17 protein-coding genes and 2 tRNA genes are annotated in these 19,400 nt (G+C 63.2%); 12 read left to right on the forward strand and 7 right to left on the reverse strand.

Translation table 11 applies throughout. The features are described 5' to 3' along the window. Window positions 1–14: 14 nt before the first annotated feature. Complete coding sequence (gene sppA / locus C7435_RS14240) at window positions 15–1,802, reverse strand: signal peptide peptidase SppA (RefSeq protein ID WP_075191075.1); 1,788 nt, start codon at window positions 1,800–1,802, stop codon at window positions 15–17. A gap of 205 nt (window positions 1,803–2,007) precedes the next feature. Further along, window positions 2,008–2,084: transfer RNA gene (locus C7435_RS14245), tRNA-Pro, on the reverse strand. A 237-nt stretch (window positions 2,085–2,321) separates the two neighbouring features. Between C7435_RS14245 and C7435_RS14250 the strand changes: the two genes are divergently transcribed. The 10 genes from C7435_RS14250 (at window position 2,322) to C7435_RS14295 (ending at window position 11,557) form a co-directional block, all read left to right on the forward strand. After that, window positions 2,322–2,396 (forward strand) — tRNA-Gln (locus C7435_RS14250). A 772-nt stretch (window positions 2,397–3,168) separates the two neighbouring features. Continuing rightward, window positions 3,169–3,951, forward strand: a complete 783-nt coding sequence (locus C7435_RS14255) for a DUF3450 domain-containing protein (protein ID WP_083635208.1) — start codon at window positions 3,169–3,171, stop codon at window positions 3,949–3,951. Window positions 3,952–3,973: 22 nt separating this feature from the next. Beyond that, on the forward strand, window positions 3,974–5,362 hold the full coding sequence (locus C7435_RS14260) for a MotA/TolQ/ExbB proton channel family protein (RefSeq protein WP_075191074.1): 1,389 nt from the start codon (window positions 3,974–3,976) through the stop codon (window positions 5,360–5,362). A 14-nt stretch (window positions 5,363–5,376) separates the two neighbouring features. Then, a complete protein-coding gene (locus C7435_RS14265) occupies window positions 5,377–5,913 on the forward strand; it encodes a MotA/TolQ/ExbB proton channel family protein (RefSeq protein ID WP_121212211.1) in 537 nt (178 codons plus the stop codon). Beyond that, complete coding sequence (locus tag C7435_RS14270) at window positions 5,910–6,317, forward strand: ExbD/TolR family protein (RefSeq protein WP_075191072.1); 408 nt, start codon at window positions 5,910–5,912, stop codon at window positions 6,315–6,317. The genes C7435_RS14265 and C7435_RS14270 overlap by 4 nt, the downstream gene beginning before the upstream one ends. An 11-nt stretch (window positions 6,318–6,328) precedes the next feature. Next, the gene (locus tag C7435_RS14275) at window positions 6,329–6,730 is read left to right on the forward strand and encodes an ExbD/TolR family protein (protein WP_075191071.1); all 402 of its coding nucleotides are present in this window, start codon (window positions 6,329–6,331) and stop codon (window positions 6,728–6,730) included. Between the two features lie 14 nt (window positions 6,731–6,744). Then, window positions 6,745–7,362 (forward strand): energy transducer TonB, encoded by a 618-nt coding sequence (locus C7435_RS14280; protein WP_075191070.1) that lies wholly within the window; start codon window positions 6,745–6,747, stop codon window positions 7,360–7,362. A gap of 137 nt (window positions 7,363–7,499) precedes the next feature. Further along, a complete protein-coding gene (locus tag C7435_RS14285; protein WP_075191160.1) occupies window positions 7,500–9,014 on the forward strand; it encodes a tetratricopeptide repeat protein in 1,515 nt (504 codons plus the stop codon). 215 nt (window positions 9,015–9,229) lie between these two features. Continuing rightward, a complete protein-coding gene (locus C7435_RS14290) occupies window positions 9,230–10,696 on the forward strand; it encodes a tetratricopeptide repeat protein (protein WP_121212212.1) in 1,467 nt (488 codons plus the stop codon). 243 nt (window positions 10,697–10,939) lie between these two features. Continuing rightward, window positions 10,940–11,557, forward strand: coding sequence for an energy transducer TonB (locus C7435_RS14295; RefSeq protein WP_083635206.1), 618 nt, complete (start codon window positions 10,940–10,942; stop codon window positions 11,555–11,557). Between the two features lie 174 nt (window positions 11,558–11,731). Here C7435_RS14295 and C7435_RS14300 read toward each other — a convergent pair whose 3' ends face one another. From C7435_RS14300 to C7435_RS14310, 3 genes are read right to left on the reverse strand one after another with little or no spacing between them, the layout of a single operon-like run. After that, on the reverse strand, window positions 11,732–14,002 hold the full coding sequence (locus C7435_RS14300; protein WP_121212213.1) for a S9 family peptidase: 2,271 nt from the start codon (window positions 14,000–14,002) through the stop codon (window positions 11,732–11,734). 23 nt (window positions 14,003–14,025) lie between these two features. Further along, window positions 14,026–14,433 carry a peptide-methionine (R)-S-oxide reductase MsrB gene (gene msrB / locus C7435_RS14305; protein WP_121212214.1) on the reverse strand — a complete coding sequence of 136 codons (408 nt, stop codon included), beginning with the start codon at window positions 14,431–14,433 and terminating at the stop codon, window positions 14,026–14,028. A gap of 3 nt (window positions 14,434–14,436) precedes the next feature. Next, window positions 14,437–15,750 carry an MFS transporter gene (locus C7435_RS14310; RefSeq protein WP_075191065.1) on the reverse strand — a complete coding sequence of 438 codons (1,314 nt, stop codon included), beginning with the start codon at window positions 15,748–15,750 and terminating at the stop codon, window positions 14,437–14,439. A 135-nt stretch (window positions 15,751–15,885) separates the two neighbouring features. On the opposite strand from C7435_RS14310, the gene C7435_RS14315 reads away from it, so the two are divergent. Next, window positions 15,886–16,317 (forward strand): DoxX family protein, encoded by a 432-nt coding sequence (locus C7435_RS14315; RefSeq protein WP_075191064.1) that lies wholly within the window; start codon window positions 15,886–15,888, stop codon window positions 16,315–16,317. A gap of 91 nt (window positions 16,318–16,408) precedes the next feature. After that, window positions 16,409–17,500 carry a DUF2336 domain-containing protein gene (locus tag C7435_RS14320; RefSeq protein ID WP_075191063.1) on the forward strand — a complete coding sequence of 364 codons (1,092 nt, stop codon included), beginning with the start codon at window positions 16,409–16,411 and terminating at the stop codon, window positions 17,498–17,500. Between the two features lie 175 nt (window positions 17,501–17,675). Here the strand turns inward: C7435_RS14320 and C7435_RS14325 are convergent, their stop codons facing one another. Both C7435_RS14325 and C7435_RS14330 read right to left on the reverse strand, forming a co-directional pair. Beyond that, a complete protein-coding gene (locus C7435_RS14325; protein WP_075191062.1) occupies window positions 17,676–18,461 on the reverse strand; it encodes a metallophosphoesterase family protein in 786 nt (261 codons plus the stop codon). Beyond that, entirely contained in the window at window positions 18,458–19,354 is an 897-nt protein-coding gene (locus tag C7435_RS14330) for a diacylglycerol/lipid kinase family protein (protein WP_170150483.1), read from the reverse strand. The genes C7435_RS14325 and C7435_RS14330 overlap by 4 nt, the downstream gene beginning before the upstream one ends. Between the last annotated feature and the right edge of the window lie 46 nt (window positions 19,355–19,400).

Raw genomic sequence — 19,400 nt, forward strand, 5'->3', positions numbered from 1 at the left:
ATCCGCTGTGCGGGTCAGCGCGGCAGGGCCGCATCCGAGCGCATCTGCACACCGGTCCGGGTCGCGGCCTCGCGGGCTTCCAGCGCGGCGCGGACTTCCGGCAGTTCCATCAGCGCGTTGAGGCGGGCTGCGGACTGCGCCGTGTCGGCAGAGACACCGAACAATTCCTGGAACACCTCGACCGGCGTTCTCTGCGCCGGGAAACGGCGCAGTCGAATCGCCTGGTCCGGATCAATGCCGGCAAACTCGCGTGCCGCATCAACGGCATCACGCAGGCCGCCGATCTCGTCGACCAGACCGAGGTCCAGCGCCTGGGCGCCGGTCCAGACGCGGCCACGGGCAATCTCCAGCACGCGTTCCAGCGGCAGGTCGCGGCCATCGGCGACGCGCTGGGTGAAGTCGTCATAGATGTCCGACATCTGGGCACGATAGGCGGCGCGCTGTGTTTCGCTCCATTCCTCCGACGCGGCGAAGGCGGTGGCGTATTCGCCGCCGACCGAGACCGTTTCGGCGTTGAGGCCAACCAGGCCGAACGTGCCGTCGAGCACGATCTTGCCGCCGAGCACGCCGATCGAACCGGTCAGTGTCGTTTCATGGGCCAGCACATAGTCGGCCGGAGCGGCGATATAATAGCCGCCGGATGCCGCGTAGGACGCCATGGACACAATGACCGGCTTGCCGGCTTCCCGGGCGCGGGTGACTGCATGCCAGACCTGGTCCGAGGCAATGGCAGACCCGCCGGGCGAATCGACGCGGATCACGATCGCACGCACCGACGGATCATCGGCGGCATCAAGGATGGCTTCCGACATGACGTCGCCACCGATCATGTCCTCGCCGCCAAACGGGCTGGCGGTCGGCGTGCCGGTGACAATGGCGCCCTGGCCCTCGATCAGCGCAATGACCGGGCCATTGTTCCAGGCCGGCACGGCCTGGGCGTGATACTGGCCGATTTCGACAAAGCTGCCGCCTGCGCCGACACGGGCGAGCGTCGCCTCACGGGCCTCGATGACATGACCGAGCTGATCGACCAGGCCAAGGGCCTCGGCCTCTTCAGCGGTGTGCGGCGCGGTTTCGAACACGTCGCGCAGGGCGGCCTCATCAAGGCTGCGATCGGTCGCGATACGGCGCACCGCCGTGTCGTAGATCGATCCCATATAGGACAGGGTTGCTTCGCGATGGGCTTCGGTGAAATCCGATTGCGTGTAGGTGTTGGCGGCGTTCTTGTATTCGTGGAACTGCTCGAATTGCGGCACCGCATCGAAATGTTCGAACAGGCCACCCAGGAAAGTCACTTCCGAAGCCAGGCCGGCCGGGGTGAAATTGGCGGTGTCCTGCAGCCAGATCTGGTCCGAACCGGAGACGGCGAAATAGCCGGTGACGCTGGTCCCCTCAAAACCCTGCGCATGGGTGACGACAAACTTGCCGGCGGCGCGGAAATCCGCAATGGCGTCGCGGATTTCTTCCGCCGCGCCCGGCGACATGCCGAATTCATTGGCGCGGATAAAGAGGCCGGCGACGCGGTTGTCGGTCTCGGCCTGTTCCAGGGTGCGAACCACATCGACCACCGCCAGTGGCTCGGCAAAGCCGAAGGGCGTGCGCGACGGGCTGTCGAGGCGACCGTCACGCAGGTCGAGTTCCAGCACCATGGCGGTCTGGGGCAGGGCGGTTTCGGTCCGGGCCCCTTCCATCATGGCCCCGATCATGGCGCCGATGAGAAAGACGCCGAGTACGACGGTCAGAAGTGATCCGACGACCACACCGACAATCGAGCCGAAGAATGTAATCCAGAACTGTTTCATAAGAGCCCTTTCGCCCCGCGCTTTCATGATGAGCTGCAGGTCCTGCAAGAAGCGGTCCTGTCCGGGCCATTATGTAGGCGTTCAATGCGATTGGGTCGAGGGACAGGACGTCGCGCGATCCCGCAACGTCCGGCAGGCAGACGCAGTGCGCCTGCGGGCGGACACCCTCAAGGGGCAAAGGGTCTGAAACGAGGCGGGAAATGAATGGTCGGAGTAGCAAGATTCGAACTTGCGACCCCCGCCTCCCGAAGACGGTGCTCTACCAGGCTGAGCTATACTCCGAACCGAGGCGCGGCTTATAGCCAACTCTTCTGCCCCGTGCAACGCGGCAAAGACAGGCTTGCACAGTGATCTGCACAAGGGCTGGTTTTACAGCCTGTCCGGGCAGGCGGGGGCGGCCTGGCCGGCGGTCGGGAACTGCAAAATTTGCGGGTTGAACTGAGATGAACCGCACAGGGCCGTTGCATCCCTCTCAGGGGTTATGTATTTACGCCGCTCGCCGTCTTAGACGGCTCCGGTTGGGGCGTCGCCAAGTGGTAAGGCACCGGTTTTTGGTATCGGCATTCCCAGGTTCGAATCCTGGCGCCCCAGCCATCTCTTCCAAATCCATTTGTCCTGAATCAGGAATTCGGGCGACGGTCATCACCGCAAGTCGGGTGGCTGCGCGCGAGCCTTGATGTCGGGCAGCCGCGATCGGCTCACCCTGTTGACCGATGGATGGTGCCGGCAAGATCCGGGCTGCGAGCCTGGTCACTATGCGCAGGGTCCCAATTCGTCGCGTATTCAGCGCCCGCACCGCACCGGATGCCGGATTCCAACCGACCCGTTGCATGCGGCAGGTATTTTCGGACCGGGAATGTCGAAATGGGCGCGAAAATCACCTAAGGGGTGTTCTGACGCCGCTATCACCGAAATGTGAGTATGTGTTTTTGCTGCGCGACAATTGTCAGCCATGGGGTCCGGCGATGCAACCGGATGGCGCCATCTGTGCTATCTTTGGGCGAACTGTCACACGCAGGTGATCCTGATAGGCGAATCTTGCCTTATTGTGCGCAGTTCGGGCCGCATTGCAGCCACAAAGATGTATTGATCGTAGTGTAACGCTGGTGTTAGCGTTCAACGGATTTTCAAGCGGCGCGCCTGCGCCGACGAGATGGCGGGGAAACCGTCACGGACCGGGTGGCCTGCAGTTGCGGTAACCACTCATGCAGACTTGGGAGGCTAAGCCGCTGTTTCAGTGGCTTGGCCAGGCCGCTTGAACCGAGGGTAGGGGCCAAGTCAGCTGGTTAGCTGACTCAGCATCGAAGTTTAATTGGGGCGGGGAGTCTTCCGGGACGAACCCGCATTGACCATTGTGAGGCGAGAAATGGTGAACTTGAAGAATTTGGTTCGCGCGTCGCTTATGGCGACAGTGGCGGCGGGCGCCTTTGGGGGGGCCGCCGTTGCGCAGCTGAACCAAACGCTCGAAGTCGCGCGTGGCGATACGGCGAACGGGGCTCAGACCCAGTCGCGTATCGAGCAGCTGGACGACCAGCGGACCGACATCGAACTGGAATATCGTGCGCTGCTCGAGCAGATCGAGTCGCAGCGTCTGTTCGTCGAGCAGCAGCAGGTCTTCCTCCGCTCGCAGGAGAATGAAATCGCCTCGCTCGAGCAGCAGATCGGTCGCGTGGACAATATCGAGCGCGACCTCGCGCCGATGATGCGCGAAATGGTCGTGCTTCTGGAGGAGTTCGTCACGCTTGACCTTCCCTTCCGTCTTGAAGGCGAAGCCGGCCGTCTGGCCCGCATCGAACGTCTCTACGAGTATATTGACGATCCGAACATCACGCCGGCCGAGCGCTATCGCCTGATCCTGAATGCCTACGACATCGAAGCCTCCTACGGTCGCGGTGTGAACACCTATGAAGAGGAAGTCCTCGAAGACGGTGTTCCGGTCCAGGTGACGGTTTTGCAGATCGGTCGCGTCGCGATGATCCGCCGCTATCCCGACAACAGCCTGACGATGCTGCACAACGACTCGTCTGACTGGGAAGCCCTTCCGGGCAGCTATCTTGCCAACGTGACCCGCGCCATTCGCATCGCCCAGGAAGTGACGACGCCGTCGATCTTCCTCGCGCCGCTGCCTGGCCCGACGGTCGCCCAGTAACGGCTTGGAACGGAGAGTTAAAATGAAGACCACCATGAAGATGCTCGCCGCTGCCGTTTCGCTTGGCGTGGCTCTTACCGCCGGTGCTGTGGCCCAGACCCAGCCGGCCGGTTCCCTCAATGAACTCCTCAACCGCGTGCGTTCCGACGCCCGTGAAGCGAGCGCTGAAAATGCCGCTCGCCTGCGTGAGTTCCAGTCCTCCACCAACACCCAGCAGGCCCAGCTCAACACGGCTCGCAGTGAACTGGCTGCTCTCGAGCGTCAGGCGACCCAGTTGTCGGCCGACTTCGAAGCCAACCAGGTGCGTATCGACGAACTCGACGCCGAGCTTCGCCAGCGCCAGGGTGCTTTCGGTGAAATGTTCGGTGCGGCCCGTCAGGCCGCCGGCGAATTCGCTGCGATCCTGAACCAGTCCGTCATCTCGGCCCAGTTCCCGGGCCGCGCCGATGCGCTGGAAACCCTGTCCAACAGCCGGACCCTGCCGACCCGTGCGGAACTCGATTTCATTCCGCGTCGCGTCATTGAAGAAATGATCCAGCAACAGCAGGTCGTCACCTTCAATGGTCGTGTCACCGGTCTTGGCGAAGGTGCGGCGGTTCCGATCACCCGTGTCGGTCCCTTCCTGGCCTTCACCAACTACAACAACAATCAGCGCTTCGCCCTCTGGGGTCAGAACGAGAATACCGGTGCCTACTCGCTGACGGACATGCCGGCCCAGCCGCCGGCAAACTTCATCAGCGCGGCGTCGGCCCTGTTCAATGCGGATCCGAACGAGATCGTCGAAGGTGTCGTCGACCCGTCGCGCGGCGCCCTGCTGGACATCTACAAGAATGTTCCGGACATCAATGAGCGCATCCAACAGTCGGGTAATGTCGGCCTGGTCATCATCGGCCTGCTCGTCATCTCCGCCCTGTTCGGTATCTTCCGCATGATCACCCTGCTGCTGACGCAGGCAGCGGTCTCCGGCCAGAAGCGCAAGTCTTCCGGTTCCAAGGGCAACCCGCTGGGCCGTGTCATGCTGGCCTATGAAGGTGCCAAGGACAAAGACGTCGAGACGATGGAACTCAAGCTCGACGAAGCCATCCTGCAGGAGACGCCGAAGCTCGAATTCGGTCTCAACTTCCTGAAGCTGGCTGCCGGTATCGCACCGCTGCTGGGTCTTCTGGGTACCGTCACCGGTATGATCAAGACCTTCACCCAAATCACCCTGTTCGGTACGGGTGACCCGCGCATCATGGCTGGTGGTATCTCCGAAGCCCTGATGACCACGGTTCTGGGTCTCATCGCGGCGATCCCGCTTCTGTTCATCCACAGCTTCGCGCAAAGCTTTGCGCGCGGCGTTCAGCAAGTGCTCGAAGAGCAGGCGGCTGGCATGATTGCCCGTCACGCTGAAGAACGCGCACAAGGCTAACCGGAGGAAGCGTTATGGATTTCCAGGCCGTACAAACCGGCCTTCAGGAGTTCCTCGAGCGCGGGGGCCCCGTCCTGGTTGTCATCATGGCAACAACATTTGTGATGTGGGCCTTTATCCTCGAGCGCTTTGCCTATTTCTACATGGCCCATGAGGGCTTTGCGAAATCGGCAAAGAGGGAGTGGAATGCGCGGGCAGACCGGCAAAGCTGGTATGCCCACGCCATCCGCGACCAACTCATCTCGGAGGTCAAATCGCGTTGCGATCAGAATGTCGAGCTGGTGAAAACCCTCGTCGCTGTCGCTCCGCTCTTCGGACTGTTGGGAACAGTGACCGGCATGGTCTCGGTTTTCGACGTCATGTCGATTTCGGGTTCTTCGGACGCCCAGGCCATGTCGGCCGGTGTTTCGCGGGCCACGATCCCGACCATGGCTGGCATGGTGGCGTCCCTTTCGGGGCTCATCTTCGCCAACCAGATCGAACTCCTTGCCAAGCGTCGCGTGTCGAAGCTGGCGGACGAGCTCGAGATTGGTGAGGGGGCTGTGACATGAGACGCCGTCAAAAGCATCAGGATGACCAGGCCGAAGTGAACATGACGCCGATGCTCGACATCGTGTTCATCCTGCTCATCTTCTTCATCGTCACCGCCACCTTCCTGTCGGAAGAAGGCATCGACATGCGTCCGCCTGCGGACAATCCGAACGATCCGCCGCCGGATGCGGCACCGCCGATCGTGATCCAGGTCGACGGGGACAATGAGATCTTCGTCAACCAGGTTCGGACCGATGTCGATCGCGTGCTGTCAGCCGTCAACCGCTTCCGGGCGGAAGAGCCGAGCTCGGCAGTGCTTCTCGAGGTCTATGACGAAGCTGATCACGGCATCATCGTTCAGATCTGGGACGAAATGGGCGCCAATGGCGTGCCGGTTTCGATCCAGCGTCAGACCGACGGATAGGGGAGGTTTTCATGGCTAGACGTGCAAGCCGCGTGAATACCGAAGAGGAAGATGTCGAGCTGAACATGACGCCCATGCTGGACGTTGTTTTCATCCTCCTGATCTTCTTCATCGTGACCTCCGTCTTCATCAAGGAGCCGGGTGTGGACACTGTCCGCCCCGACGCCGTGACCGAAGGGCGCGAGAACCCCTCCATGCTCGTTGCCGTGACTGCGGACAACGAGGTGTGGGTCAATCGCCGGGTCTATGAGATGAATGAGCTCCGCGGGGTTATCGAGCAGTTGCTGCAAGAAAATCCCAAGGGTGAAGCCATGATCCAGGGTGATGAAGGTGCCAATATCGGTCTGATCCTCGACGTCCAGGAGCTCCTCATGGAGATGGAAGTCGATGTGAAGATTTCGACGTTGCAGTAGCGAGAGGAAAGAAAATGGGAAGTTTCATTCGTCTCGTTATCGGCGTCCCGCTTGCGGCGATCATCACGGTGTTCCTGTTCTATGTGATGCAGGACCTGATCAAGACCGATGCCGTCGAGCAGGAGCAGGAAGCCGAGGACATCGTCTTCTCGATCAATGATGAAGTGGCCGAGGTGGAAGCCCGCCGCCGCGACACCACGATCGAGGATGTCCAGCAGGTCGATCCGCCACCCCCGCCGCCGCAGATCGAGCGGCAGCGTGCGGAACAGCCGTCGGAAGGTCTCGCCACCGTCATGGGTGCGATTCCGGACTTCGAGGCCCCGCAGCTCAACTCGGACAGCGTCAATTTCTCGGTCTCCGACCGTGATGCACAGCCGCTGGTCCGGATCGAGCCGCAATACCCGCTTCGCGCTGCGGAGCGCGGGATTGAGGGCAGCTGCTGGGTTCGCTTCGATGTGACGCCGGACGGAACGCCGACCAATATCGACATCTATCGCTGCGACAGCTCCTTCTTCGAGCGCGCATCGACCCGGGCTGTCGAGCGTTGGCGGTACAATCCGAAAGTTGAAAATGGTGTTCCTGTCGCCCGCCGTGGCGTGGAGACCCGCTTCGACTTCCGCTTGGCCGAATAGTGATCCGGGCGCGGCGGGCCTTGGCCTGCCGCGCCCCACTGGCCACCTGGGATGAACCAAGGACCAAGGCGGTCCGCATCCCGTGAGATTTTGGAAAGCCGACCCGGGGAGTTGGGGTCGGTATGAAGGAGCCATCGATGATCCGTTTCAACGGTTTCGATACATCGGGCCTGTTGCGCTCTGTCGCGACCCTTGCCCTCGCCGTTTCGCTGGCCGGGGTCATGATCTCCGACGCCGATGCCCAGCGCCGGCGGAATAATAACGAGGAAGACTCCGAGCAAAACCAGGCTGAGCGGGTTTTCTCGGCGGCGATCGGCCAGATTGTGCTGGAAGCCCAGGAATTCCAGGCCAATGACCAGTTTCAGGAATCGATCACAGCCCTGACGCGGGCCTTGGGCAATTCCGGGATTAACCCGTATGAGCGGATGATTTCGCTGCAGATGCGGGGGCGTGGATATTATGAGCTGGAACAGGTTTCACGCGCCATCCAGGACTGGGAAGCAGCCATCGCCACCGGCGCCATGCTGCCCCAGGAAGTCGCTGACCTGCGCATCAATATCGGCCAGCTTTACATTGCCGAGGGTCAATATTCGCAGGGCATCCAGGCACTCGAAGCTGCGGTCGCCGTGCTCGGCAATGAGGGCATCAATCCGCGCGTGATGCGGATGCTGGCGCAAGCCTATGCCCAGGCCGAGCGTTATCGCGAAGGTGTGGTGTGGGCCGAGCGTTTCTGGAACGCCCAACCGGCGTCCGAGCGGGTACGCGGTGACTATTCGCTGATGCTGTTCTTCTATCAGCAGCTCGAGCGCGTCCCGGATCAGTTCCGCATCATTGAAGAGATGGTGCAGCGCTGGCCGACCGAAAAGAGCAATTGGCGCTCCTATGCGTCGCTGCTGGCACAGACCGGTCGCGAGCAGGACGCGTTCGAAGCCAACAAGATCATGTATATCAACGGCATGCTCACCGAGAGCCGTGAGATCGTGGCGTTGGCCCAATACTATTCCTTCTATGAATACCCCTATCGCGGTGCCGTCATCCTTGAGCGCGAGCTCAATTCCGGCGCTGTCGAGCGGACCCGTAACAATCTCAACCTCTTGGCCAATATGTGGCGTCAGGCGCGCGAGTGGGAGCGGGCCATTCCGGTGTTGCGCCAGCTGGCTCAGCTGACCGGTGACGGGGATGACTTCCTCAAGTTGGCCGAAGCCCTGTGGCAGCGCCGCCAGCTGGATGAAGCTGAAGATGCCTTCACGGAAGCGCTCAACCGCGGCGGTCTCGACCGTCCGGGCGACGCATGGACCTTGCTGGGCAATGTGCGGGCCGAGCTGGGCCGCGAGGAATCGGCACTGGCGGCCTTCCGCGAAGGTGCGCGCTACCCGTATTCCCGCCGCACCGCCAATGGCTGGGCGACCTTCATCACCAACCGTCAGCGGGCGGCACGCGACCGCGTGCGGATTCGCGAGCAGGTCCGTCAGGACGAGTGCCGTTTCTCGATCAGCGATTTGCTCGAAACCGCCACCCTGCTGGGTGATGTCGACGAGAATGGTCGCATCGTGGTCGATGTACCGGAGCGTTGTTCCGACCTCTACAACGTCCATGGCGAGCAATTGAGTGAAGTGGCTGAAGCGGAAGCTTCGGAGGCCGACGCTGGCTGATCCCGACGTCCAAAACCAAAAATGATTGACGCCCCGGCTGCTGCAGCCGGGGCGTTTTTCATTGTGCGAAGAACGGTCCGGTCGCGCATTTCGCGCTTCGGGCCTTCAAAACAACCCCAAATAGCCACATTCCCGCCGTCTTGGCCGCCGAAGCTTTCATTACATGACGGTAATGACGGGCTGGGGAGTTCGCGTCATGACTTGGGGAGAAGCACATGGACAGATCGGATCGCCCGGCGTTTGACGCCGGATGGCCCCGCCTTGCAGTGGCGGCGCTCATTCTCGTTCTCACACTCACAACGACAGGCCTGCCGACCGCACTTGCGCAAGATGATGACCGACCGGCCGGCGTGTTGTCGCCGGGCGTGGGGAGCCGGTTGCTCGAACTGATCGAACTCGAGGGGCAGGAAGCCTGGAGTGAGGCCGTGGCGGGTTATACAGCCCTGATCGATGGCCGGGCGCTGAGCGCCTATGAACGTGCCGTCCTGCTGCGCCAGCGCGGCCGCGCCCGCTACGAACTGGACGACATGTCCGGCGCGATCAGTGATTGGCGCACCGTCATCTCGCTGGCTGTGCTGCCTGACGAGGAGGTCAATGCCCTGCGCATCAATACCGGCCAGCTGCTGATGGTCGATGGCCAATACCGGGCCGGGATCAACCAGATCGAGGCGGCGTTGGCGCGTGGTGTCACCCTGAATGCCGACCTCGCCATGCGGTTGGCCCAGGCCTATGCCCAGGACGAGGATCATGATGGCGGTCTGCCGCATGCCCGCAACTATTATCGCCTGGCCGAAGCTGAAGGCGCGGACGGGCGGCAGCATTTCTCGGTCCTGCTCTACTATTTCCAACAGCTCGGGCTCGTGACCGAGCAGTTATCACTGATGGAGGAGATGGTGGCCCGCTGGCCGGCCGAGAAAGCCAATTGGACCAGCTATGCCTCCTTGCTGGCCCAGACCGGCCGCGAGAGCGATGCCTTCGAGGTCAATCGCATCATGTATCTGGGCGGCATGCTGACCTCGAGCGAGGAGCTCGTGCGGCTGGCGCAGTATTATTCCTATTACGACTATCCCTATGGCGGTGCGGTGATGCTGGAGCGCGAGCTCAATGCCGGCCGTGTCGAGGCGTCGGTCCGCAATATGCAGCTTCTGGCCAATCTCTGGCGTCATGCCCGCGAGTGGGAGCGTGCCCTGCCGGTGCTGGAACGTGTGGCCACGACGTCCGGTATCGGGCGCGACTATGAGGCCTATGGCGAAGCACTCTACCGGGCGGCGCGGTTTTCCGATGCCGAGGCGATGTTCGTCCAGGCGATCAATCGCGGCGGCCTCGTCCGGCCCGGCGATACCTGGACCTATGTCGGCAATGCCCGCATGGAGCAGGATGACCTGACCGGCGCCACCCGCGCCTTCCGGCGCGCGCTGGAGTGGGAGTATTCCCGCGCCGCAGCGCAAGGCTGGCTGGAATTCATCGCCTCGAAACGGGAGATTCTCGCGGCCGGGGAGCGACTGGAAAGGCTGACCACGATCGAGACCTGCGAAATCGCGATCGAACGCGCCCGTCGGCAAGTGGTGGTGTCCGAAGATGAGTATGACAGCGAAGGGCGCCGCGTGCTCGATATACCGGCCATGTGCGAGCCCTGGTTCGACACTTATGGCAATCGCCTGCCGGCGTCTGAACGGATCTGACCGGCCGGACTTGCGGTCGGCGCGACGCCCGCGCATGACCCCGCAATCGCCCCAATTGACCGCGATTGCGCCCCGCTTCTGCCCCGACCGGGGGCGAGGCTGACAGTGCGGCGAGGCCTCGTGTTGTGAGGCCGACCCGCACCGGCCAACCCGACGCCGGTGGACGGCGCCGGGCCCCTGGCCGGGTCTTGGGGCATACCTCTGTGAGGCCATGCAGAACACGCCCGTGGGGAGGCTTGTTCAATGACAGCCATGATCCAGAATCTTCGTACCCCGATGGTCTTGCCGGTTGCGGCCGCGATCACCGTCGGACTTTTCCTGCTGATGCGCGATTTGATCGCCGTTCCGATGGTGGAGCGGGTGCAGCAAAGCGAGACGCCGCGCTTCGTGATCAACGACGTTCCCGACGACACCGAGCTGGATGTCCGCATCGACATCACCGAAATCCCGCCGGTCGAACCGCCGCCGCCGATTGAACGCCTGCCGGTGGATCGCGCGGTGCCGACCGATCCGGGCGATGGTGTCACCTACGCCCTGCCGCCGGTGGCGCCGACGGAGATCAGCCATACAGGTGGCCTGGTCACGCCGGATCGTTCGCCCATGCCCATTGTCCGTATCGAGCCGGTCTTCCCGGCGCGCGAGGCCTCCCGGGGCAATTCCGGCAGCTGCACCGTGATCTTCGACATCACGCCGCAAGGTCAGACCACCAATATCCGGTCCCTGGCCTGCGACAGCCGCGCCTTTGAACAGGCGACACTGAACGCCGTCAGCCGCTGGCGCTACAACCCGCAGATTGAAAATGGTCAACCCATCTATTTCCGCGGTGCGACGACAAGGCTCGACTATCGTCTTGATGGATAGGTAAGGGGCGTGGGGGGGCTGTGCCCCCCACGCAACCCATCCAATGTTTGTCATCCCCGCGCGATGTCCGGCGAAGGCCGGACGCACGGCGGGGATGACAAGGGTAGATGGCGTGGCAACGAAAAAGGCCCGGATCGATTGATCCGGGCCTTGCTCATTCACTCACACGCGCCGCTACTCCGCCGCGATCGCGTCCACTTCATCATCGGCGAGGCCGACGACCATCAGCGCAAACGCCCAGTTGAGGGCGGTTTCGCGCAGGCTGTCGAAGCGGCCGGAGGCGCCGCCATGGCCGGCCCCCATATTCATCTTCAGCAGGGTCAGGCCGTCATCGGTGCGGCGGTCGCGCAGCCGGGCGACGAATTTGGTCGGTTCCCAATAGGTGACGCGCGGATCGGTCAGCCCGCCCGTGGCCAGGACATGGGGATAGGCCATTTCCTGGATCTGGTCGTAGGGCGAGTATTCGATCATCGTCTGATAATCCTCGGCGCTTTCGATCGGATTGCCCCATTCCGGCCATTCCGGCGGCGTCAGCGGCAATTCCGGATCCGACATGGTGTTGATCACGTCGACGAAGGGAACCGCGGCAATGGCACCGGCAAACAGGTCGGGCTGCAGGTTGATCGCCGCACCGACCAAGAGGCCACCGGCCGAGCCGCCATAGGCGACGATATTGCCGCGGCTGGTATAGCCCAGCTCGGACAGAGCTTCACCGGCCGAGACAAAGTCGCGGAAGGTATTGATCTTCTGCTCGAGCTTGCCGTCCAGATACCATTGATAGCCATTCGCCATGCCGCCACGGATATGGGCGGTGGCATAGACCATGCCGCGATCCACCAGCGATAGCGGCGTGACGCGGAAAGCGGCCGGAATGGTGATGCCGTAGGAGCCGTAGCCATAGAGCATCAGCGGCGCGCTGCCGTCGATCGGCGTGTCGCGGTGGTAAAGGATGGTGACCGGGATCTGGGCCCCGTCATGACCCGGCGCCATGATGCGACGGACGACATAGTCTTCCGGATTGTGACCCGAGGGGACTTCCTGGCGTTTCAGCAGCGTGCGCTCCTGGCTGCGCAGGTTGAAATCATAGGTCTCTTCCGGCGTTGACGGGCTCTCATAGGAGAAACGCAGAATGTCGGTGGCGAACTCGTATCCGGCTGAGGCGCCCAGCGAATAAGCCTCCTCGTCGAAGTCGATATTGTATTCTTCACCGGTGGCGTATTCGTGGACGACGATACGCGGCAGGGCGTTCTCACGCTCGACGCGAACCTGCCAGTCGGCAAAGCCGATGACGCCATTGATCAGCGTGCCGGGGCGGTGCGGGACAAAGTCTTCCCAGTTTTCGCGGCCGGGATTGTCGAGCGGGGCCGACATGATCTTGTAGTCGACCGCGCCGTCGATATTGGTGCGGAAATAGAAGCGGTCACTGGCTTCGGTGAGATAGTATTCGACATCGTCCTCGCGTGCCGCGATCAGGACCGGCTCGGCGGCCGGATCATTGGCGTCGATCAGCCGCATCTCGTTGGAGGTGTGACCGCCGGCATTGATGATGATGTGGTTGTTGTTGTCGCTCAGGCCGACCGAGACGAAGAAGCCGTCATCGGGTTCTTCATAGACCAGTTCCGACGGGCCGCCATTGGCGGGCTGGCGATAGACGCGCTTGGAGCGGCCATTATCGTCGCGCCAGACCCAATACAGGGTGGCGCTGTCATTGGCCCAGGTGAAATCGCCCGAGCTTTCATCCGTCAGGGTCGCGACGATGGCGCCGGTGGCGACATCCTTGACCCGGATCTCGTAATACTCCGAACCGCGCACATCGACGCCGAAGGCGACATAGCGATGGTCGGGCGAGTGTTCCATGTCGGAAAAGTCGAGATAGTCGAAATCGGCCGCTTCGGCATCGCCATCGACCAGGACTTCTTCCTCACCCATCGGCTCGCCGGTTTCCGGATTGACCGGACGGCGGGCGAAGACCGGATACTGGCCACCTTCGCGGTAGCGCGTGTAGTAGGCAAAGTCGCCATCGCGCTCGGGCACCGAGCTGTCATCTTCCTTGATGCGGCCACGGATCTCCTGGAAAATCCGCTCCTGCAGCGCCTCGGTCGGTGCCATGACATTGTCGAGATAGGCGTTTTCCGCGTCGAGGAGTTCGCGGACATCGCTGTCCAGCACCTCCGGCTCGCGCATCACCTGCTGCCAGTTGTCATCCTTGATCCACTGATACTCGTCGACGCGGGTAAAGCCGACCTGTTCGATGGTGACCGGGCGTTGTTCGGCGCGCGGCGCCTCAAGGCCCTGGGCGCGGGTGATCAGGGCGCCATGGGTGTTGACGGCGGCGGTGGTCGCGGCCGGATTGTCGGACGTCATGTCAGTCTCCTGGCTGCAGGCGACGAGTGCGAGACCGGCAAGTCCCACGCCCATCCGCCTGGCAAGCGGCAAATAACGCATCTGTTTCCCCTCAAGTGTGTGGCCTACTTCTCGCCATCGCCGGGCTTAAAGTCCAGCACGCCGCCATTGGTGCAATAACGCTGGCCGGTCGGCTGTGGCCCGTCGGGAAAGACATGGCCGAGATGGGCGCCGCAATTGGCGCAATGGATTTCGGTCCGCGGCAGGCGCAGTTTGAAATCGGTCTTGGTCTCGACATTGTCGCCCTCGACGGGCTGCCAGAAGGATGGCCAGCCCGAGCCGCTGTCATATTTGTGGTCCGAGGCGAAGAGCGGGATGTCGCAGACCTTGCAGTGATAGCTTCCGTCGCGCTTTTCGGCGTTGAACGGGTGGGTGAAGGCGCGTTCGGTGCCTTCCTGGAAGGCGATGGCATGGGTGTCGGCATCGAGCTTGGCCTTGAGGGCCTCGATCTCGGCAGCACTCAGTCGTGGCATGGTTTACTCCGGCGTGGCAGGGGGCGTGGCAGCGGTATCGGGCGCCGGCAGGCCATGGGCCTCGCCGCGCTTCACCGACAATATGGGCGTGGTCAGGCAGATGACCAACAGCACCGCACCCAGCCCGACCATCGGGATCAGGGCTGACAGGTTCGGACCGAGCTGGCCGACCACGACGCCCATCAACACGGCACCGGCCGGCATGCCGCCGAACAGGCCGAGCTGGTAGACCGACATGACACGGGCCAGCTTGTCCGGCGGGGCCTGTTCCTGGACCACTGAACGCGACAGCGAGATGGCCACACCGGCACCCAGCCCCCAGCCGAACACCAGCAAATAGAGCGACCAGAAGGGCAGGTGGAAATAGAAGGCCCCGGTCGCCATCACGGTCACCGCCTGGGCCAGGATCAGCGCCCGTCCGGGCCGCTCGATCTGGCCGAATTTCACCAGCGCCACATTGGCGACCAGGGCGCCGACCCAGAAGGCGACCATCAGGCTGGCAATCTCCGGAAATCCGCCGCCATAGCTCTCGCGGATGATCAGCGGGATCAGCACCAGGAAGGAGCCGCCCACGACCAGAACGCCGAGCGCGATCATGATCAGCGTCATCGGCATCAGCACCGGAGAGGTGAAAACGGCCTTCACCCCGTCGGCCAGGTCTTCCATCGGGTGGGCGGTGGACTTGTCACGCTTGGAGCCCAAGCGCGGCAGGAAGGCGGCGGAAACGCCACCAATGCACAGGCCGGCGGCCTGCATCAGGAAGAGCGCGCCGGGGCCGGTGTAGGCGGCGAAATAGCCGACCGCCATGCCGGCGATCTGGGCCCCGAACTGGACCGCCGAGGCCATCACGACCGCCCGTTGCAGTTCGATCCCGCCATGGCGGGTGCGGGCCGAGATGCGGACCACCGGATTGATGGCGCTGTCGCGGGCCGGCATGACAAAGCCGCCGGCGACCCCGATCAGCAGGGCGAAACACACCATCACCCAATAGGTCAGATGGCCGGTCAGCAGCATCAGGCCCAGCGCGCCCGCCGACAGGCCGGCGAAGATGTAGAAGTAGAAGACAATGCCGCGCCGGTCCTTGCGCTCGGCTAGCACGCCGGCAAAGGGCAGCAGCAGCATCATCGGTGCCGTCAGCGCGGCCTGCGCCAGTCCGAGCCGTTCCGGGCTTTCCTGCAGGGTGAAGGTGATGACACCGGGAAACAGGGTGGTCTGCAGGCCGAATCCGAAAAACCAGCCGGCCACGAGGACCAGATAGGCGCCGAAGGGCGGCATGCGCAGTTTGCGATTGCCGGCGAGGGGACGAAAAACGGGCAAGGGGTGATCGGGTCTCGTGCGGACTGGGGATCGCCGTTTCTGTGATCCGGCGTGATTTGTATTGCGCCTTGTCTAGCAACATGTTGGCCTTAAGCAAATCGGACTGGTCCGAAACAGAGCCAAATGGGGCGAATAATGAAATTCATCAAACCCGGCCTCGGCCTCCTTCTCGCGGCCTTCCTGATCTTCATGGGGTTGCAGAAATTCGGTGATGCCAATCCCGTTTTCCAGTACATCGCGGAGCAGTCGGGCCTGGCCTTCTTTGAGCCACAGGTTCGGGTGCTGACCGGTGTGTTGGAGATTCTTGCCGCCGCGCTCCTGTTGGCCGGGGTTTTCCTCAAACGCTTCGAGGGTTTCGGCGCGGCCCTGTCGCTGGCTGTGATCGGCGGTGCGATCGTCTTCCACCTCTCGCCCTGGCTCGGCATCAATGCCCCGGTCGCCTTCACGGCAGATGGCGGCTATGAGCGCTCGCCCATGTTGTTTGGCATGGCGATTGTCTTTGCGGCTGTCGCGGCGGTGGTGACCTGGATGGACCGGGACAAGTTGCCGCTTGTCGGCAAGGGGTGACCGCGACGGCGCGATTGCGCCGTGCATCCCTACCATTCATTAACGCGCAGGCGTCATCCTGTCCGGCAGACTGGATCTGACAGGCACCCCCATGGCGAATGCCGAACCCTTTGAGCTCAACGAGCCCGTTGCATCTCGCACGCGTGCGATCCTGGCCAAGCGCCTCGCCGACATTGTCGGTCTGCCGTCGAGCCGGATCACGCCGCGCGAGCGCTGGATCGTGGGCGATCTCCTGTTTGATGTGATCCGCGCCAGCGATGTCGATCTGCGCAAGCGCTGCGCCAAGCGCCTGTCCGGTTTGAGCGATGCGCCGCACCGCCTGTTGCGCACGCTCGCCTGTGACGAATACGAGGTCGCCGCGCCGATCCTGGAAGATTGCCTCGCCCTGTCCGATTTCGACATGATGGAGGTCGCCCGGGTCGGCAAGCTGCAGCACCGCCTGGCCCTGGCCAAGCGCGAGAACCTGTCGGCGACCGTCTCGGCGGCCCTGGCCGCCGGTAGCGAAACACCGGTGATTGAACGCATCCTGCGCAACAAGACGGCCGTCCTCGCCATGCCCACGGTTGACCATCTGGTCGGCATGGCGGCGGATGAGAGCAATTTCGCGCATTTGCTGATCCGCCGCGAGGAATTGCGTCCGACCCAGGCCTTCCGCCTGTTCTGGACCTGCGAACATGTCGACCGCTACCAGATCCTCGAGCGCTTCGCCGTTGATCGCACCATTCTCATCGACGCCTCCGAAGACATCTTCCCGATGGCTGCCGAGGAGGGTTGGTCCGATCCGATGGTGAGCCGGATCCTGCGCTATATTGATCGCCGTCAACGCAATCGCGACGCCGCCGAGCTGAGCCCCTATGGCTCGCTGGAAGGCACGATGGAAGCGATGTCGATGGACGGGGCGCTGCCGGAAATCATCACCGAAATTTCGACCCTCGCCAATGTCGACCGCCGTCTGGTGTTGCAAATGGTCGACGACATGGCCGGCGAACCGGCCGCCATCCTGTGCAAGGCGACGGGCATGAAATGGGCCAGCTTTGAGCATTTCTGGCGCGGCCTCGGCCGTTCCTTGACCAGCGAACCGGTGGCCCAGGCCCGCAAGGTCTATGACAGTCTCTCTGTTGAAAAAGCCCAGACGGTGCTGCGCTACTGGAACCTGTCCATGGAAGACAAGGGCGGGAAATAGGGGGCTTCTTTGGGGCCTTCCCCTTGATGGGGAAGGTGGGCCGAGGCGGAGCCTCCGGTCGGAAGGGGTGAAGCGCGAGCGTGTTCTGTCACCGACCGCCTATCACCCACACCGTCTTGTCGCTGGCGCGACAATCCACCTCGCCCATCAAGGGCGAGGACCTTGTGACTATCGCCTAGCTCTGCCGCCGCTCCAGCTCCCAGACCTGCCCGGCCGCAAAGCTGCCGTCCGGCGCACTTTCCTGCCGGGTCATCCGGATCCCGTCCGCATTGATATCGATCAGGTTGAAGCTGGCCGTCTCCTGTCTTGTCCGGCGCGAGAAGGTGGTGCCGGTGCCGATGAACCAGCAGGTCTGATCCGGATCGGGCGCGGGCAGGACGAAGGTTTCGTGCAGATGACCGGTCAGGACCAGATCGCAGGCGGCTGACAGGCGCCGGGCGGCGGCAAGTCCGTTGCGGGTGGCCGCGCGTGGATCGTCGGGACGCGGCGCGATCAGCGGGTGGTGACAGGCCAGGACACGGACCCGGTCGCCGGCTTGGGCGAAACCATCGAGCGCTTGGGCGATATCTCGGTCGGCGGCGCGGCCCAGAGACCAGTCGGGGCGCCATTGTGCGCGGCGGGCGGTGTGCAGCGTCTCGGCCTGCAGGGCTTCGTTCCGCCAGGCAGGTTTGATCTGGTGACCCAGGGCACGCTCAAAGCGCCGCCAGGGCCGCAAGGCCCGTTCGACCGGGGCGTAGACCGGGACGTCATGATTGCCCGGCCGGCCCACGACCGGTTTGCCAATGCGTTCAAACATTGCCGCTGCCGCATTCAGTTCACGCCAGCGCGCCGCCTGGGTGAAGTCGCCGGCCGCGACGATCAGATCGGGCTCAAGCGCCGCGCAGGCCGCCTCGAAACCGGCCACCAGTTCCGCGTCCTCGGCGCCAAAATGCAGATCGGCGATATGGATGATACGGGTCATTCGGACGGCTTCAGCACGGTAACGGGGTCGGGAAGGCGGGCGATGCGGGCGTGGCGCCCGAGCGTCAACGGTTCGCCGTCAATCATGGCGGCAAGCGGTTTGCGCGAGCGTATCTCCGCGACATTGAATGCGATCGGTCGGGTCCGGGCATCAGGATTTTCGGTCCGGGTCAGCGTGTCGACGGGCGCAGCGGCCATGTCGCCGATATGCCGCCAGCGGGTCAACACCGCCGCGAAACTCGTGGCTTCACCCTGCTGGTCGGCCGTTTCCGGATCCGGCGCGATGGTCTCGTGCAGCGGATCGGTGGCGAGGGTGACATAGAGGCCGGAGGCGCGACCTTTCGCCGGGCGATCGTCAAAGCGGCAGGTCAGACGCGGCCGGAAAGCCTGTCCCAGCGAAGCGATGGCATTGCGCATGGCGCCGGCCAGCTTGTGGCGCCTGTCTTCATCACGCAGGCTTTCGCGGGCCCGGGCGAGGGCGGTCGGGAAACCGATCGCGGCGGCGATCAGGAAGAGATGGCCGTCCAGCGCGCCGGCGGTGAGGTCATGCCGCTCAAACCCGTCGGCCTCATCAAGCAGGCTCAGCGCATCGCGATCGCCGTAGAGCGCTCGCGGCAGGAGATTGGCGGTGCCCAGCGGCAGTGGGAGAAGGGGGAGCGGGCAGCGCGCCTCCATCGCCGCCGCCGTGACAGCGCGAATCGTCCCGTCCCCACCGGCGATGGCGAGCGCGTCGACACGGTCGAGCTTGATGGCGGACAGGGCCTTTGCCGCGTCGCCCTCCAGTGTTTCCACCTGCTGCACGCTGTCATGCGCCTTGAGCGCGTCCAGCAGCGGCGCGCCCTCACGGGCCAGCGTGCCGCCGCGCGGATTGATGATGATGGCAAGGCGAGGCATCGGGGCCTTTGTGTCTGCGTGGGTCTGACTCTGGGGCGATTGAGCC

Source organism: Maricaulis maris (genome assembly GCF_003634045.1).
Taxonomy (GTDB): domain Bacteria; phylum Pseudomonadota; class Alphaproteobacteria; order Caulobacterales; family Maricaulaceae; genus Maricaulis; species Maricaulis maris.

Bases quoted from the DNA above. Each gene is read 5' to 3' on its own strand.
- sppA (WP_075191075.1), bottom strand. From the start codon at position 1,802: ATGAAACAGTTCTGGATTACATTCTTCGGCTCGATTGTCGGTGTGGTC.
- C7435_RS14255 (WP_083635208.1), top strand. From the start codon at position 3,169: ATGGTGAACTTGAAGAATTTGGTTCGCGCGTCGCTTATGGCGACAGTG.
- C7435_RS14260 (WP_075191074.1), top strand. From the start codon at position 3,974: ATGAAGACCACCATGAAGATGCTCGCCGCTGCCGTTTCGCTTGGCGTG.
- C7435_RS14265 (WP_121212211.1), top strand. From the start codon at position 5,377: ATGGATTTCCAGGCCGTACAAACCGGCCTTCAGGAGTTCCTCGAGCGC.
- C7435_RS14270 (WP_075191072.1), top strand. From the start codon at position 5,910: ATGAGACGCCGTCAAAAGCATCAGGATGACCAGGCCGAAGTGAACATG.
- C7435_RS14275 (WP_075191071.1), top strand. From the start codon at position 6,329: ATGGCTAGACGTGCAAGCCGCGTGAATACCGAAGAGGAAGATGTCGAG.
- C7435_RS14280 (WP_075191070.1), top strand. From the start codon at position 6,745: ATGGGAAGTTTCATTCGTCTCGTTATCGGCGTCCCGCTTGCGGCGATC.
- C7435_RS14285 (WP_075191160.1), top strand. From the start codon at position 7,500: ATGATCCGTTTCAACGGTTTCGATACATCGGGCCTGTTGCGCTCTGTC.
- C7435_RS14290 (WP_121212212.1), top strand. From the start codon at position 9,230: ATGGACAGATCGGATCGCCCGGCGTTTGACGCCGGATGGCCCCGCCTT.
- C7435_RS14295 (WP_083635206.1), top strand. From the start codon at position 10,940: ATGACAGCCATGATCCAGAATCTTCGTACCCCGATGGTCTTGCCGGTT.
- C7435_RS14300 (WP_121212213.1), bottom strand. From the start codon at position 14,002: ATGCGTTATTTGCCGCTTGCCAGGCGGATGGGCGTGGGACTTGCCGGT.
- msrB (WP_121212214.1), bottom strand. From the start codon at position 14,433: ATGCCACGACTGAGTGCTGCCGAGATCGAGGCCCTCAAGGCCAAGCTC.
- C7435_RS14315 (WP_075191064.1), top strand. From the start codon at position 15,886: ATGAAATTCATCAAACCCGGCCTCGGCCTCCTTCTCGCGGCCTTCCTG.
- C7435_RS14320 (WP_075191063.1), top strand. From the start codon at position 16,409: ATGGCGAATGCCGAACCCTTTGAGCTCAACGAGCCCGTTGCATCTCGC.
- C7435_RS14325 (WP_075191062.1), bottom strand. From the start codon at position 18,461: ATGACCCGTATCATCCATATCGCCGATCTGCATTTTGGCGCCGAGGAC.
- C7435_RS14330 (WP_170150483.1), bottom strand. From the start codon at position 19,354: ATGCCTCGCCTTGCCATCATCATCAATCCGCGCGGCGGCACGCTGGCC.